General features: G+C 46.3%; 13 protein-coding genes. 6 read left to right on the top strand and 7 right to left on the bottom strand.

The genetic code is table 11. The features are described from left to right. The 4 genes from gatC to rmuC all read right to left on the bottom strand — a co-directional run bounded on the left by gatC (position 1) and on the right by rmuC (position 3,327). Positions 1-294, bottom strand: coding sequence for an Asp-tRNA(Asn)/Glu-tRNA(Gln) amidotransferase subunit GatC (gatC, locus tag HMPREF2909_RS08380; RefSeq protein ID WP_021618766.1), 294 nt, complete (start codon positions 292-294; stop codon positions 1-3). A gap of 150 nt (positions 295-444) precedes the next feature. Then, positions 445-1,143 (bottom strand): TrmH family RNA methyltransferase, encoded by a 699-nt coding sequence (locus HMPREF2909_RS08375; protein WP_021618767.1) that lies wholly within the window; start codon positions 1,141-1,143, stop codon positions 445-447. Further along, the gene (locus HMPREF2909_RS08370; protein WP_071415912.1) at positions 1,140-1,901 is read right to left on the bottom strand and encodes a type I phosphoribosyltransferase; all 762 of its coding nucleotides are present in this window, start codon (positions 1,899-1,901) and stop codon (positions 1,140-1,142) included. The genes HMPREF2909_RS08375 and HMPREF2909_RS08370 overlap by 4 nt, the downstream gene beginning before the upstream one ends. Positions 1,902-1,911: 10 nt before the next feature. Next, positions 1,912-3,327, bottom strand: a complete 1,416-nt coding sequence (gene rmuC / locus HMPREF2909_RS08365; RefSeq protein WP_071416045.1) for a DNA recombination protein RmuC — start codon at positions 3,325-3,327, stop codon at positions 1,912-1,914. A gap of 108 nt (positions 3,328-3,435) precedes the next feature. On the opposite strand from rmuC, the gene HMPREF2909_RS08360 reads away from it, so the two are divergent. The 6 genes from HMPREF2909_RS08360 (at position 3,436) to HMPREF2909_RS08335 (ending at position 11,620) form a co-directional block, all read left to right on the top strand. Then, entirely contained in the window at positions 3,436-5,907 is a 2,472-nt protein-coding gene (locus HMPREF2909_RS08360) for an HAD-IC family P-type ATPase (protein WP_071415911.1), read from the top strand. A 101-nt stretch (positions 5,908-6,008) separates the two neighbouring features. Continuing rightward, positions 6,009-7,103, top strand: coding sequence for a LacI family DNA-binding transcriptional regulator (locus HMPREF2909_RS08355; RefSeq protein WP_071415910.1), 1,095 nt, complete (start codon positions 6,009-6,011; stop codon positions 7,101-7,103). Positions 7,104-7,371: 268 nt separating this feature from the next. After that, positions 7,372-8,640, top strand: a complete 1,269-nt coding sequence (locus HMPREF2909_RS08350) for an extracellular solute-binding protein (protein WP_071415909.1) — start codon at positions 7,372-7,374, stop codon at positions 8,638-8,640. Beyond that, complete coding sequence (locus tag HMPREF2909_RS08345; RefSeq protein ID WP_071415908.1) at positions 8,640-9,557, top strand: carbohydrate ABC transporter permease; 918 nt, start codon at positions 8,640-8,642, stop codon at positions 9,555-9,557. The genes HMPREF2909_RS08350 and HMPREF2909_RS08345 overlap by 1 nt, the downstream gene beginning before the upstream one ends. Before the next feature lie 11 nt (positions 9,558-9,568). Next, positions 9,569-10,411, top strand: coding sequence for a carbohydrate ABC transporter permease (locus tag HMPREF2909_RS08340; RefSeq protein WP_071415907.1), 843 nt, complete (start codon positions 9,569-9,571; stop codon positions 10,409-10,411). A 21-nt stretch (positions 10,412-10,432) separates the two neighbouring features. Then, on the top strand, positions 10,433-11,620 hold the full coding sequence (locus HMPREF2909_RS08335) for a glycoside hydrolase family 1 protein (protein WP_071415906.1): 1,188 nt from the start codon (positions 10,433-10,435) through the stop codon (positions 11,618-11,620). Between the two features lie 94 nt (positions 11,621-11,714). Here the strand turns inward: HMPREF2909_RS08335 and HMPREF2909_RS08330 are convergent, their stop codons facing one another. From HMPREF2909_RS08330 to clpB, 3 genes are all read right to left on the bottom strand, one after another. Continuing rightward, on the bottom strand, positions 11,715-12,212 hold the full coding sequence (locus HMPREF2909_RS08330; protein WP_071415905.1) for a GNAT family N-acetyltransferase: 498 nt from the start codon (positions 12,210-12,212) through the stop codon (positions 11,715-11,717). Then, positions 12,209-12,796, bottom strand: coding sequence for an NUDIX domain-containing protein (locus HMPREF2909_RS08325; RefSeq protein ID WP_021618777.1), 588 nt, complete (start codon positions 12,794-12,796; stop codon positions 12,209-12,211). The genes HMPREF2909_RS08330 and HMPREF2909_RS08325 overlap by 4 nt, the downstream gene beginning before the upstream one ends. 88 nt (positions 12,797-12,884) lie before the next feature. Next, positions 12,885-15,506, bottom strand: a complete 2,622-nt coding sequence (clpB, locus tag HMPREF2909_RS08320; protein WP_071415904.1) for an ATP-dependent chaperone ClpB — start codon at positions 15,504-15,506, stop codon at positions 12,885-12,887. Positions 15,507-15,691 lie beyond the last annotated feature (185 nt).

Genomic DNA, 15,691 nt, shown 5'->3' with positions numbered 1-15,691 from the left:
TTACTCCCCCAAGATCTGTGGAGCTACGAACATACCGTCCTCGGATGCTGCAGCGCCCGAAAGTGCTTCATCCTGAGTTAATGGTGTCGCAGGCTCATCTGGACGCATATATGCTTCGAGAGGTACTGGATTTGCAGTTGGTGCAATATTTTCTGAAGCAACTTCTTGCACCTGTGCAATAGCCTCTGCAACTGCGTTAAGTTCACCTTGAAGACGAGTAATTTCTTCATCTGTTAAAGCAATTTGAGCTAATTCACCCAAATGCTCGATTTCTTCACGTGTAAATGTAGGCATAGTGCCCCATATTAGATGTCTAACCAGACACTTAGGTTACGAGTTTGTATCGCTTAGATATCGTAATTTCAGTGCGGCTGGCGAGCTACTCATAAGCAACCCTAGCCAGCAACACTTGAAGCAATACAACACTTTGACTGTTAGAACACTCTAGCCGATTACGCCGTGTTGCATAACCCATGTATGCATGGCAACTGCAGCAGCAGCGCCTGCATTGAGGGAACGAACGGAGCCTGTTTGAGAGATATACACCACATCATCAGCGCGTTCTAGAGCTCGGCTTGTTAAACCAGGGCCTTCTGCTCCGAAAATCATGACGCAATTTTCTGGAAAATCATAGCGTTCTATTGGCTGCGCTCCTGGTACAATATCGAGAGCAATAATACGAGGACGTGGCTTGCCTTCTTGCTCAGCTCGTGCTGTGAGATTATCAATGAACTCGTCAATACTGGCATGATGATGCACATGCTGATACAGCTCAGTCATTAGTGATCCTTTACGGTTCCACTTTTTAGGACCAATAATATGCACGGCATTAGCAGTGAAGGCGTTAGCAGTTCGCACAATGGAACCGATATTGAAATCGTGCGTCCAGTTTTCTACCGCTACTTCAAAACCGTAGCGTCCACGCTCATCGAGATCTTTTTTGATTGCTTCAACGCTCCAGTAACGGTAGCGATCCATCACATTGCGACGGTCTCCTTCGTTAAGGAGCTCTTCATCATACTGCTCACCTATTGGGCGTGGCTCATCTGGATGCTCTTCTTCCCATGAGCCGACACCGATTTCTCGCAATCCAGGATTGCCTGCCGCCATTACTCGCCGTGTAAACTCACTTGGTGGAATCATGCTTCGTGCACATCCTCACCTTGTACGTCTTTGTCTAAGAACACAGGAATGAATGGTACAGATGTAACATAGTCGCTAACAGGGTTCACAAGCTGAATCTCGAGCTCTTGTGACGCATGATCATGACCGCAACCGCCACCGCAGCAACTATCTGAGTTGTCACAACCGCCATTACCGCATTGGCACACGTGGTCTTCGCCATGCATACTCTCGCCATGCCCTCCCACGCTTCCTACTAAGGAAGTTATAGCGCAAATCTGAGCACCTTCATTTTCAAGCACAGCAAAATCTACATTCAACTCATTGCCGTGAGTAAGCGTAACAACGGAAGAAGTTTGCACAAAGGACTTTTCCGACAGCCATGCATCCACAAGAATAACACGCTTTCCTGCTATTGACGGCCCTTTAATACCAGGGAACACAAAATCCATTAGGAAACCATCAAGAATTTGACCGCGAGACGCCGCCGCATGAATCATTGCAGTAACTAACGGAATGCCTGCGGTGGTCATAGCTCCCACAGCGTCAAAATCGTCGAGCATAAAACCATGAGTTTCTAAAGCATCAAGGAGAGCGTGACCAGCAAGCGTTGCACCATCATGATGATAGGTTACAGAGGTGAGTTCGCTAAACTGTTTATTCACTACTTCAGCACGCACCAACTTTTCTAAGCGTTGCGTTGGCTCAAGCATTTCTTCCGGTAAATCAGCAATCTGCTGAAGTAAATCGGCGCTTCCTGTTGCTTTGAAATCTGTCATGATTGATAGTCTATCTTTCCGTCTCGTCGTCCCATGTGGTAATAAGTTCCGGCGCGGTTATTTCGCGAATATCGCTCTTCTTCTCGTCTTCAATGGGCTGTGGCAGCTCAAACAAATTCCCACCGTCTAATTTCGAGAGTTTGCGTGCCGTTGGCACCACCTTCGATTGTAAGGAACCAACGAATTTATTGTAGTCGAGCACAGCTGTTCCCAGCGTACGACCGAGCTTTGTGGCATGAGCACTCATCGTTCCTAAACGATCGAAAAGATCTCGAGATAGGTCGAAAAGCTGCTGCGCTTCGTCACTTAATGTTTGCTGCTGCCAAGCGAAAGCGACGGACTTCAACACCGACCATAAGGTAACAGGTGAAGTAAGTGCCACCTGCTTATTAAACGCATAATCCAAAATTGTTGGGTCAACATCCAAAGCTGCCTGCAGAAGCGATTCGTTTGGAATAAAGGCGATAACGAAATCTGGCGCCACACGATCATCGCCATTTTTCCAATACTCGCGCTTGCCCAACTCATCAATATGCGCACGTAAGGCTTTAGCATGTTCATGCAGATATTCATCGCGCAATTGCAATTCTTGCTCAGGAGCAGCATCGCTTATTTCACATGCCTTCTGATAAGCAGAATATGGCACTTTCGCATCGATTGGAATGAACTTTCCATCTGGCAAATTCACCACCATATCAGGACGCTGCCGTTGCCCATCATTACCGTGCACCACATACTGTGTTTCAAAATCAACATGTTCACGCAAACCAGCAGATTCCACAATATTCTTCAGCTGTGCTTCGCCCCATGCACCGCGAATCTTGTTATTGCGCAAAGCCATAGCCAAACTCGTTGTTTCTTTATCGAGCTTTTCTTGCGCTTTACCCAAACCGAGCAGCTGCTCTCCCAGCTTACCCATTTCACTCTTGCGGCTTTCTTCCATCAGAGCCACTTTTTGCTGCAGAATATCTAAGTTCTTCTGCACTGGAGTCAGTGCCTTCAGCACGCGAGACTGTTCTGTGAGTTCTTGCTCTTGCTTAGCGCGCAGTTCTTCTTCGCGCTTAAGCTCTTTCTCTCGTTCACGCTCTACACGCTCTTCTTCTGCCTTACGCGCTAACTGCACGTCTTTACGGGCAGCGTCGAGTTGCTCCTGAAGCAGCACAAGTTTCTCACGCTCTCCCTGCACTGTTCCCTCGAGCTTAGCAGTTGCCTCACGTTCAGCAGCTAAATCGCCGCGCAGTTGTTCCACATGCTCAGTCAAACTATCACGAGCACTCGTTAGTTCCTGCACTTGCTGTGTAAGATGCTCAGCAGAGTCTTGATTTTCACCCTTCTCCCCCGCACGCGAACTCATGCGCGCGTACATAAAACCCAGCGCGCCACCGAGAAGAGCACCAATAACAAGAGCAATAATAAATTCGAACATATGTTCGACAATAGCAGAAGGTATCGCCACGAGCTGAACCTCGCGTTGCGTTGAAATATACAGCCCTTCAAGCTCATTAAGATAGGTAGAGACAACGAAGGGATAATCATGATTTTTGTATACTGCGCAGTTGCAATAGTCCTCAGCATAGCTTTAGTCTGGTTCTTTTTTGCTCCACGCAAAGGCGAGCACACCGTTATCAATGGCGCAAAGCAAGAGATTACCATAAGCATTAACGGCTCATATTCTCCTGCTCTTATCTACGCACAGGCAGGAACACCTCTGACCATATATTTTGACCGCAAAGATAGTGGCGAATGCACCTCACATGTGGTTTTTTCCGATTTGGGACGAGACACTTTTCTTCCTGCAGGGCGCACAACCGCTATACATTTACCTGCTTTATCTGCTGGTGATTATCCTTTTGCCTGCGGTATGAATATGGTGCACGGCATGTTACGCGTCACCGGCGAAGGCGGCACGAATATTGATAGCGATACTGATTCCGATACTGATGCCACCATCAGAGAAACAAACAACACCACCGAAATTACCGATTCCCATTCAAACGACCGCACTGCCGAACTCAACACCCTGAAGAAACGCTTCCTCGTCGGCGTTATTTTTAGTATTCCCGTGTTTATTCTGGGCATGGGCTCCATGTTTTGGGGACACAACTCCTCGCTTCCAATCCTCCACACACTCAACAACCCTTGGATTCAGACTGTTCTCGCCACGCCTGTTATGCTCTATACTGGCTGGGATATTCACCGCATTGGCTGGAGCGCACTTATCCACCGCAATCCAGAAATGAATGCGCTTGTTACAGTGGGAACGAGCGCCGCCTATGTCTTTAGCATGCTGGTATGCATTGCTCCTGAGATTCTTCCAGCAACCGCTCGCCACGTCTATTTCGACACAGTTGTTGTTGTACTCACTCTTGTTGTTATGGGTTCGCTTATTGAATCGCGAGCGCGAGCCGGCACGAATAGTGCCATTGCAGCGCTCATGGCTCTGCGCCCTGATACTGCACGCGTTCTCAGCGATTCCGAGCTCAAAACCGAAGCGTGGCGCTTGCCGCAGGCTGGCGCTCAAACGCCAATGAGCCAGATTAAAACTGGCGATATTGTGCAAGTCCCTGGCGGGCACAGCGTTCCTGCTGATGGTGTGATTGTGCGCGGTTCAGCCCGTTTCGATGAGTCTATGATGACCGGCGAGTCGGCTGCGATTGAGCGCGTAATAGGAGATGCTATTACGGGTGGCACTTTGAATCTTAATGCTCCTGTTGCGCTGCGCATTACGGCAACCGGTCAGGATACGGTTTTGTCGCAGATTATTCAGCTCGTTGCTTCTGCTCAGGCAAGTAAAGCTCCTGTTCAGGCAGTTGTCGATAAAATTGCCCGCGTTTTTGTTCCTGCTGTTTTTCTTATAGCTTTGTGGACCTTCACACTGTGGATGATTTTTGCCCAGCAGTCCGCTTTTAGTTTTGCATTAACTACTGCTGTTACTGTGCTTATTATTGCTTGTCCATGCGCTTTAGGATTAGCTACCCCTCTATCTATTACCGCAGGTATTGGGCGCGGCGCTCAGTATGGTATTTTGATTTCCTCTGCTGATGCGCTCGATAAGGCGCGTTTTATTCGCACGATATTTTTTGATAAAACAGGAACAATTACGCAGGGTGTAGCACAGGTGCAGGATGCGAGTTCTGCCCGTATTTCTTATACGCACGACCACATTAAACCAACGTCTGCAGCAGCTTTGGCAGAGCTCGCCGACATGGGAATCCGCACGATTATGTTGTCTGGAGATAAGGTCGAGGTTGCCGAGCAGGTTGCTCGTGAGGCAGGAATATCTACTGCGATTGCACAGGTGAAACCAGACGGCAAAGCATTTTGGATTTCTCACGCTCAACAAAAGCGCGGCATCGAGAGAAACCATATGATTGCTATGGTGGGTGATGGCATTAACGACGCGCCTGCTTTAGCTCAGGCTGATTTAGGTTTTGCTATGGGAACTGGCACAGATATTGCCATGCGGTCCGCTGATGTAACGCTGATGAACGGAGATATTACATCGGTTGCACGCATGATCCGTTTGAGCCACGCTACGATGCGCAATATTTACCAGAACCTCGGTTTTGCTTTTGCTTACAATCTTGTGGGCATTGTTATTGCCACTGGCATTCTCTACCCTTTCACTGGTTGGCTACTCAACCCAATGATTGCAGGACTTGCCATGGCTTTTAGTTCAGTTAGTTTGGTACTCAATTCCTCCCGCGTTCGCACTGCTCGCATAGACAGCTCGCGCGAAGCGAAAACACTGAACTCTGCTCATCCCCAGATTATTATTGACGATAGTACTCATTCCAGCCAAGGAGAACTCATGTTTGATTTTTTGAAGAAAAAGCCAACCGCAGCTACAAGTGGTCTTGAGGATGTGCTGATTGACCCTATCTGTGGAATGACCGTTAATGCCGACCAGCGTCCTTTTGCTTACGGAAACAAGGTATACCACTTCTGCTCAGACCATTGTTTAGAAGCTTTTAAGGCAGACCCTGAGAAGTATATGGAAGAATAGTAAGCAGAATGACTCTTAAAAATTATGTCGTAACAACTTTTTCAGGGTACACTGTTTAACAAACCGATACAATAAGCAATCCGAGAAACGTGTGGTAGCGTATGCGAAAATCAACAGTGTATGATGTCGCCAAAAAGGCAGGAGTGTCAACTGCCACGGTTTCTTTTGCATTTAGACATCCAGATAAGGTTAAAGATAAAACTCGAAAAAAAGTACTTGATGCCGCAGCCATTCTAGATTATGTACCTTCTGCTAGTGCCCGAGGTCTCGCTCGCGGTAAAACAGGTGCATTGGGACTATATTCCTTTGACATGTTACTGGAACGTCCACAAGGTAGCGAGCTAGAGGATCTTAACGCACTCAACGAGCAAAATGATTCTTCTTTTACTCGCCCAAATATGTTCGTTTACCCACTCTACGTTGACGAAATACAGCGTGGATTCGAACTTGAATGTTGGCATCGAGGTAAAACTGTTTTACTCGGCACCGCAAACTCTCCAAAAGAAAATAATTCCATTACTGACATTGCAGGTAGCGTGGACGGATTAGCTGTTTTCCCTAATCGCGGTACAGACGACTTGCCACTACCTCAACTATGCAGAACAGTTCCATTAGTACGCATCGGCGATCTTGATAACACTTTATCCTGCGCCAGCATATACTGCGACAATACTGCTGGAATTATTTCTCTAATCGACCATTTAATCGATATTCACCACATAACAGACATGTCTTTTATTGGAGAGATTACAACTTTTGATATGCGTAGCAGATTCAATGCTTTCCAACAACATGTCACTCAACGAGGTATCCAAGTAACAACAGCTTTACTAGATAGTTCAGAAGCCACATCACAAGAGTGGATGGTTAAGCTCTGCGAAGCAATCGACACTAATCAACTTCCTCAAGCAATCGTATGTGCAAATGACCAGACAGCACTCAATGTTATGGAGATCTTAACCGATTCCGGCATTCGTATTCCAGAAGATATTCTTATAACCGGTTTTGATGGAATTATGGCAGCAGAATTCTCTCGTCCACCTATCACAACTGTTCGCCAGCCAATGGAACACATGGGACGCCTAGCTGCAAAACTTCTTGACGAACGCGCAGGCATACCATGGGATTCACCTCAATCATATAAACTTCCAGTGCGTATGATTATTGGTGAAAGTTGCGGATGTAAAACACAATAAAACATCATCCCCCACGCAACAGGGGATTTACTACTTCTTTTTTATGCTTTCTAAATCAGCATGCAATTAAGCGCCACTACAAAAATCGCCACCTATTATCTGCCTGTCATACAGGTAATTACAATAAATCACACCTCAAATCAAATTTTTCTATCATATGACATGCCTCGACATTCATCTATTCTCTACTTGACAAAATAAAATCTAAGCGCTTAAATATTAATGTAATCTAACCGCTTAGATTACAGGAGTTCGAGGAGGAACGACCATGTTCAAATGGAAGAAAAGTATTACTTTAGCTGCATGCGTAGCACTGATTTGCGGAATGGGCGCTTGCGGACGTTCACAAAACAGTAATACAAACAGCGCAGCAGAAACACAAATAGATTCAAAACCAGCTTCAGGCGAGTTAACAGTTTGGGCAATGGGTAACGAGGGTGATCTTCTTGGCGATTTCATCAAAGGATTTGAAAAGGATAACCCTGATGCCAAGGTAAAGGTAACAGCTATTCCATGGGCATCAGCACACGATAAGATTCAAACCGCAATAGCTGCAGGTACAGTGCCTGATGTTATTCAAATGGGAACTACATGGATGGCTGATTTCTCAACAGCATTCGATGCAGTACCAGAAAACTTCGATTTATCAGATTTTACGGAAGGACCTCTTAAAGCAGGTCAAGTAGATGAGACTCAATTAGGTGTTCCATGGTATGTAGATAGTCATGTACTCTACTATCGCACTGACATTGCCGCGAAAGCCGGTTGGGACCACGCACCAGAAACGTTGGATGAACTCAAACAAATGGCATCTGATGTGAAGAAAGTTGATGGCGTCAAAAACGGCATATTAATCTCTCCAAGTGGCGCGGATTCATGGCAGGGCACACTCTGGGCATTCTTCTCCAACGGCGTTCAGCTAATGGATAGTTCAGAGAAATGGACATTAAACACTCCTGAGATGAAGAAAGCTACTACATATCTCGACAACTTCTTTAAAGAGGGCATAACCAACACTAATCTCGACACAACTCCTGGCGTAAGTATTACACAATTCGTTCAAGGAGAATCACCAATCATGACAGGCGGACCAACCACTATCAGCCAAATTGCAGACCAAGGGGGCGATTCATCGTCATATGCCACAGCTGTAATCCCACGCGGTGAAAGTTCCACTTCCTTCGTAGGAGGAGCTGACTTGGTTGTTATGAAAGAGTCAAAGAACAAGCAATCTGCATGGAAATTTATCCAATGGATGACCAATCCAACCACTCAAGTCGAATGGTACAAAGTTGCTACAGTCCTGCCATCTTCTCAGAAAGCCTGGGAAGACAGCACACTCGCAAATGATGACAAGTTGAAAGCATATGGAGAACAGCTAAAGAGCACTATGGCTCCACCGGCTGTTCCAGGATGGCCACAAGTGTCAGCAGCAGGAGACCGAATTATGGAGCAAATCTATAAAGGTTCCCTCTCGATTGATGAAGGTCTTAAACAACTCCAAGCAGAAGCAGACAAGATCGGGACAGGTAAATAATGAAGCAGCAAGCCGATAATAATAGAGGAACGCCACCAAACATTCTACATCGTAGACAAAATGCAGTGGCTTGGGGCTTTATCGCTCCGTTCATTGTAATCTTCAGCGTATTTATGTTCATTCCTCTAATTACGTCGATTGGAATGTCTCTTACCGATATGACATCACGTGATTTACGCACACCTTTAAACGTAGATTTTAAAGGACTGGAAAATTACATTGCGCTACTTACAGACCCACGGTTCCACAAAGCCCTACTTACAACAGCTATCTTCGTTGTTATCGGCTTGCCCCTAACTATCTGTATCGCGATGGCGTGCGCAACTGCCCTTAATAAAGGATCTCGTCATCTCAATTCTATATTTAGAGCAATGCTCTACACTCCAGTCGTTGCAAGTGTTGTCGCTGTATCCGTTGTATGGCGCTACATTTTGCAAGAAGACGGATTGCTAAACTCCATACTAGCTCTCATAGGAATTCATGGTCCTGATTGGTTGCACGATGCACATTTCGCTTTACCAGCTCTCATGGTTATGACTATCTGGCGCAACATGGGAACACTCATGATTATTTTCCTCGCTGGCTTGCAAACAATCCCAACGGAATTAAAAGAAGCAGCAGCGGTTGATGGAGCGGGAAAATGGCGTATATTTACGCACATCACCCTGCCATTAATGAAACCTACAATTCTGCTCGGGGCGGTGTTGATTTCTGTTGCATATCTGCAATTCTTTGAGGAATCCTTTGTCATGACACAAGGAGGACCTCTCGATTCAACACTTTCAGCTGCATATTATGTTTACCAGCAATTTGGTTTCGGCCGCTATGGTATTGCCTCAGCAGCTAGCTGGGTATTGTTCATCATTATTGCACTTGTCAGCATATTGCAGTTCCGTCTACTGCAATCAGAAGATTAGAGGTACGTACAATGCAATCAACTAGCAAGCATATTCGTACAGCAACACGCAGGATTCCAATTTATATTATCCTGTCGGTTATCAGTCTCATATGGGTCTTCCCATTTCTGTGGATGGCTTTAAGCTCACTCAAAACACAACGTGAAATATTAGCTAAGCCACCACGTTTACTGCCAGATCACGCAACCCTTGCGAATTTTACGAAATGGTTTGAACAGCTAAATTTCAGTACATATTTCACTAATAGCATTATTGTTGCTGTCATTACTGTTTTGGGAAATATCATTTTCTGCTCAATGGTCGGATATGCCTTAGCTAAAATGCAATTTCGTGGCAAAAATATTGTGTTTGGCGCAGTTATGGTAACGCTTATGGTGCCAAGCGTTGCAACATTTGTGCCGCTCTTTGTGATTATTGCAAATCTGGGACTTTCTAACACATATGCCGCATTAATCTTACCTTTCCTCACACAACCTGTGGGAGTATTCTTCATGCGACAATTTATGACCGGGATTCCTGATGCCATTATTGAAGCAGCTCGAATCGATGGAGCCGGGGAGCTAAGGATTTTCTTCCAGATAGTACTGCCACAATGTGGCCCCGCTATTGCAACGCTATCTATTTTAACTTTCCTATCTAGTTGGAATAATTTCCTCTGGCCATTAGTAGCTGCTCAATCCGACTCAATGTACACATTGCCGGTAGCGCTCTCCCTCTACTCTACTGGTCAAAATGCAACCAATTACAGCGTTCTACTTGCTGGAGCAGTACTTATTATTACACCGATTCTTTTACTGTTCATATTCCTACAACGTTACTTCATTGAAGGCGTAGCAATGACAGGTATTAAGTAAGACTTTAAGAAAGGAAAAGCTATGACTGCCCAGTCATATAAATTCCCACAAGATTTCATTTGGGGAGCATCCACCGCTGCACACCAAATTGAAGGCAACAATACAAATAGCGACTGGTGGGCTCGCGAATACGCACCACAGACTGATTTGAAGGAACCTTCAGGCGATGCCTGTGATAGTTACAATCGATATGAAGAAGATATACGCTTACTGGCACAGTCTGGTCTAACTATGTATCGCTTCAGCATTGAATGGGCGCGAATCGAACCTATAGAAGGTGTGTATTCTCGGGCACAACTTTTACATTATCGTGCAGTTATTGATACATGCCATAAGTACAACATCGAACCTATGGTAACGCTACATCACATGACTTTACCTCTCTGGTTTGCTTCTCAAGGTGGCTGGTTGCGTGATGATGCCGCAGATATTTTTGCTCGCTATATTGAATACGTTAAGCCGATTCTTCATGATGTGACGTGGGTATGCACTATCAATGAGCCAAATATGGTTGCGCTCACTCAGGGAGGTACAGAAGGGTCTGATTTTGTGGCTTCTTCCTTACCATCACCAGATTCAATTATCTCTCAACATCTTATTGAAGCACATAAACGAGCACGCGATGTTCTTTCTTCTATAGAAGGAGTCAAAACAGGTTGGACAATTGCATGCCAAGTATTTCATGCGGTACCAGGATGTGAAGCTGAAATGGAGGCATACCAATATCCGCGTGAGGATTATTTTACCGAAGCTGCAGCAGGCGATGACTTCATCGGAGTTCAAGCATATCTGCGAACATTTATCGGTAAAAATGGTCCCGTCCCAATTCCTGCTGATGCCGAGCGAACTTTAACAGGATGGGAATATTTCCCGCCTGCACTTGGCATAGCGGTACGTCACACTTGGGAAGTAGGACGACATACACCGATTTTTGTAACAGAAAATGGAATTGCCACGTCTGACGATAGTCGTCGTATCGACTATACCTACGATGCTCTTGCTGGATTACACGGTGCTATGAACGATGGTATTACAGTACATGGTTATTTGCATTGGTCATTACTTGATAATTATGAGTGGGGATCATACAAACCAACATTCGGATTGATTGGCTGGGATAAAGAAACTTTCGAACGCCAGCCACGCTCTTCACTAGACTGGCTAGGTGAGATTGGACAAACCAGTATAGTTCAACATCCGACACGTTAAGAATAATCACATGTGGGCAGTTCATGTTTTAACGGAACTGCCCACACTTATAATTTAATCGCTCATTTCACCATCACCTTAGATGCTTCCAAATTTATTCCAAGCTTAACCAATACCGCTCCACTCCCCCGCGCACATCTTCGAGAACGCCACCTTGCGAGAGAATAGTTGCACGGCTAGCAGGATTCGTATTATGGCAGGTGATAAGAACAGGATTAATATCAGCTTCATAAGCCTTCTGCAAACCTAAACGCAACTGCTCTTTCGCATAGCCCCGTCCGCGTTGGGTAGGGCGAATGGAATATCCAATATGCCCACCTTGTTCACGCAGATAATCATTGAGTTCTAAACGCAGGTTAAGAAATCCAAGTGCTGTACCAGTCTCATCAAAAGAAACAAACTGTTGAGCGCAAACGAATCCTTCTTTTACTGGCTCAGTTTGTGCTCGGCAACACTCATATAACCAAACATCGAAATCAAAAGAACCTTTCTCCCAGAAAGCTCCATCATAAGCAGAGTTATGACTTTCAAAATCGCTAACCATATCCTCGATAGCTGCGCGATCCAGCTCAACTGGCGAACGTAATATCATTTCTTCTCCCGAATAAACTCATGCAAAACCAATGACATGCGCTGATCTATGGAATCAGCGCCTTCAAGCACTGCACGAGCCTGAGCGCGGTCTACCCAACGCACAGTAATATCCTCACTATCTTCTAAGTGCTGATGTACATCTGTCTGCGCGTCATCTACCGTCATATACACAAACGCAACAGTTTCGTTCGTCATCCCTGGTGAGGTATACGTGGCACGCAATACGTCGTCAACACGCACAACATCGTAACCAGTTTCTTCTTTAAGCTCACGCGCGGCGGCCTGTTCAAAGCTCGAATCGTCAGCATCAATAAGCCCAGCAGGGAAAGCCCACACATAGCCGTTAACTGGTGGACGATACTCTTTAATAATGAGCATACGCTCACCATCAGCAGAGCGGGCAATAATAGAGACCGCATCGCCTTCGTCACGGTTAAGATCTTCTAAATTTTCAGCCGGATGGCGCGTAACCACGTCATAGCGGTTCGTTTCACCGTTATCGAGCTGAACCATCACTTTATAACCATGAATAAAACGGCTCGGATCAACTAAATCATTGCTTTCAATACTGATGTTCTTCATGATGTAACTGTACAGCGAGCACAAGAAAGCCCTCTACAGACAGCTGCAGAGGGCTAAGCTTGTCATTTAAGCTGTTACTGTTTTGCGTTTAATCGTTCAGTTGCACGTCTTCAGTAGCCCAACTGCTCAGCTCCAAATGCTCGCCACCGGTCTGATCGACCAGCACGGTATCGCCGTCGTGCACAGCTCCCGATAAAAGCATGCGCGCCAACTGATCTCCTACTTCACTTTGCACCAAGCGACGCAAAGGACGCGCACCGAAAGCTGGATCATAGCCCATATCGGCAAGCCATTCGCGAGCAGACTTCGTTACGTTCAAAGTGATACGACGCTCTGTTAAACGGTCAGCCACAGCCTTCACCTGAATATCAACAATATGAGCAAGCTCATCGCGAGTTAGAGGATCGAAAACAATCAAATCATCCAAACGGTTAATGAATTCTGGCTTAAAGTGCGCATGAACAGCGTTCATTACCGCCTGCTTGCGCGCCTCACCTTCAAGCTCTGACGAGACAAGGAACTGCGAACCCAAGTTCGAGGTCATAATCAAAATCGTGTTCTTAAAGTCCACTGTTCGACCCTGACCATCAGTTAAACGACCGTCATCAAGAACCTGCAACAAAATGTCAAAAACTTCTGGATGCGCTTTCTCCACCTCATCAAAGAGCACAACAGAGTACGGACGACGACGCACAGCTTCGGTGAGCTGACCGCCTTCTTCGTAGCCGATATAGCCAGGAGCCGCACCAATTAAGCGCGAAACGGAGGACTTCTCCATATACTCGCTCATATCAATGCGCACAACCGCTCGTTCATCATCAAAGAGGAAATCTGCCAAAGCTTTAGCCAGCTCCGTTTTACCCACACCTGTTGGCCCTAGGAACATAAAGCTAGCCGTTGGGCGGTTTGGATCAGAAATACCTGCACGAGAACGGCGCACAGCATCCGAAACGGCACGCACAGCTTCTTTCTGACCAATAACACGCTTGCCCAGCTCATCTTCCATATGCAAAAGCTTTTCATTCTCACCCTGCATCAAACGACCAACAGGAATGCCCGTCCAATCCGACACAATTTGAGCAATAGAATCAGCATCTACATGATCTGGAACCATTGGCTCAGTTTCGCTCTGCTCAGCTTTGCTGTCATCCGCGTTCTTTTCAGCCGCAGCCAACTCCTTTTGAATAGACGGAATATCGCCATACAAAATACGCGATGCCTTCTCTAAATCACCCTCACGAGTTGCTTTATCCGCTTCCACGCGCAAAGCATCGAGCTGAGCACGCAAATCGCCCACCTTGTTATGCCCACTCTTTTCAGACTCCCAGCGAGCATTCAAACCTGCCAACTGTTCGCGCGTATCTGCAAGCTCCGATTGCAACTTTTCCAAACGCTCCTGAGACGCAATGTCTTCGGACTTTTTCAGCTGCATTTCTTCCATCTCTAAGCGCGTAACGCGACGGCTCAGCTCATCAATCTCTTCTGGAGAAGAATCGAGTTCCATACGCAAATGAGCGGCTGCTTCATCGACCAAATCAATAGCTTTATCCGGCAGCTGACGACCCGAAATATAACGGTTAGACAGTGTTGCTGCAGCCACTAAAGCGTCATCACCAATCGTCACTTTATGATGTGCTTCGTAGCGCTCCTTCAAACCACGTAAAATCGCAACCGTATCTTCTACGCTTGGCTCGCCCACGAATACTTGCTGGAAACGACGCTCAAGAGCTGGATCTTTCTCAATATTTTCGCGATACTCATCCAGCGTCGTTGCACCAATTAAGCGTAGCTCACCGCGAGCCAGCATAGGCTTGAGCATATTGCCCGCATCCATTGAACCTTCTGTAGCTCCAGCACCCACGATGGTATGGATTTCGTCGATGAAGGTAATAATATTGCCCTCTGCGCGCTGAATTTCCTCCAGCACAGCCTTCAAACGCTCTTCAAACTCACCACGATATTTTGACCCAGCCACCATTGATGACATATCGAGCGTAATTACGCGTTTATTTTGCAGCGTTGTTGGCACATCTCCCGCTACCACGCGCTGAGCCAGACCTTCGACAACAGCAGTTTTACCCACACCTGGCTCGCCGATGAGTACTGGATTGTTTTTCGTGCGGCGGCTCAGAATTTGGATAACGCGGCGAATTTCCTTATCGCGACCGATAACAGGATCCAACTTTCCCTCGCGAGCGCGAGCAGTTAAATCTGTTGAGTACTTTTCGAGCGCCTTGTACGAGCCTTCTGCGTCTGGGCTGGTTACTTTCGCCCCTCCACGCACGCTTGGAACTGCTTGCGTGAGGGCTTGAGCCGTTGCGCCAAACTTCTTGAGAATGCCTGCTGCTTGAGATTGACCCTGAGCCACAGCAATGAGCAGATGCTCGGTTGAGATATATTCATCACCCATTTTTGACATGATTTTTTGAGCGTCTACCAGGGCTACTTCAACTGAGCGTGCTGCTGATGCTTGGGTAGTAGTATTTCCGCTGACCTGCGGCAAAGCTACGAGAGCATTACGGATTGCCGCGCCAATTGACTGCACGTCTGCACCGGTAGCCTCCAACAAACCGCGTACCACGCCTTGCTCTTGATTCAGGAGAGCATCAACTAAGTGAAGCGTTTCTACTTGAGGATTTCCTGCAGCAGAGGCGCTTTGAACTGCTGATGAAATGGCTTCCTGCGCCATTGTTGTAAATTTCTGTTCCATATCAGACCTCTTTTATTCTTACTTGCATGCTTCTGTTTATGCAAGTTTCCTTGTTTCTGATATGTATAACAGTTTGTATTTCTACTTATTCCCAAAACTTGAGCGAGTAGGACTCAAGTTTTGAGAGCGGGGTTGGAATTGATGGCTGTTTTCGCCAGTTTCGTAGTTGTTTGAGGGCTGAAGAA

It is taken from the genome of Alloscardovia sp. HMSC034E08 (genome assembly GCF_001813415.1).
GTDB classification, from domain to species: domain Bacteria; phylum Actinomycetota; class Actinomycetes; order Actinomycetales; family Bifidobacteriaceae; genus Alloscardovia; species Alloscardovia omnicolens.
Note: the sequence above shows the minus strand (reverse complement) of the source record. Positions and strands in the feature narration are given on the sequence as shown.

Bases quoted from the DNA above. Each gene is read 5' to 3' on its own strand.
- rmuC (WP_071416045.1), bottom strand. From the start codon at position 3,327: ATGTTCGAATTTATTATTGCTCTTGTTATTGGTGCTCTTCTCGGTGGC.
- HMPREF2909_RS08350 (WP_071415909.1), top strand. From the start codon at position 7,372: ATGTTCAAATGGAAGAAAAGTATTACTTTAGCTGCATGCGTAGCACTG.
- HMPREF2909_RS08340 (WP_071415907.1), top strand. From the start codon at position 9,569: ATGCAATCAACTAGCAAGCATATTCGTACAGCAACACGCAGGATTCCA.
- clpB (WP_071415904.1), bottom strand. From the start codon at position 15,506: ATGGAACAGAAATTTACAACAATGGCGCAGGAAGCCATTTCATCAGCA.
- HMPREF2909_RS08370 (WP_071415912.1), bottom strand. From the start codon at position 1,901: ATGACAGATTTCAAAGCAACAGGAAGCGCCGATTTACTTCAGCAGATT.
- HMPREF2909_RS08355 (WP_071415910.1), top strand. From the start codon at position 6,009: ATGCGAAAATCAACAGTGTATGATGTCGCCAAAAAGGCAGGAGTGTCA.
- HMPREF2909_RS08325 (WP_021618777.1), bottom strand. From the start codon at position 12,796: ATGAAGAACATCAGTATTGAAAGCAATGATTTAGTTGATCCGAGCCGT.
- HMPREF2909_RS08360 (WP_071415911.1), top strand. From the start codon at position 3,436: ATGATTTTTGTATACTGCGCAGTTGCAATAGTCCTCAGCATAGCTTTA.
- gatC (WP_021618766.1), bottom strand. From the start codon at position 294: ATGCCTACATTTACACGTGAAGAAATCGAGCATTTGGGTGAATTAGCT.
- HMPREF2909_RS08375 (WP_021618767.1), bottom strand. From the start codon at position 1,143: ATGATTCCACCAAGTGAGTTTACACGGCGAGTAATGGCGGCAGGCAAT.
- HMPREF2909_RS08335 (WP_071415906.1), top strand. From the start codon at position 10,433: ATGACTGCCCAGTCATATAAATTCCCACAAGATTTCATTTGGGGAGCA.
- HMPREF2909_RS08330 (WP_071415905.1), bottom strand. From the start codon at position 12,212: ATGATATTACGTTCGCCAGTTGAGCTGGATCGCGCAGCTATCGAGGAT.
- HMPREF2909_RS08345 (WP_071415908.1), top strand. From the start codon at position 8,640: ATGAAGCAGCAAGCCGATAATAATAGAGGAACGCCACCAAACATTCTA.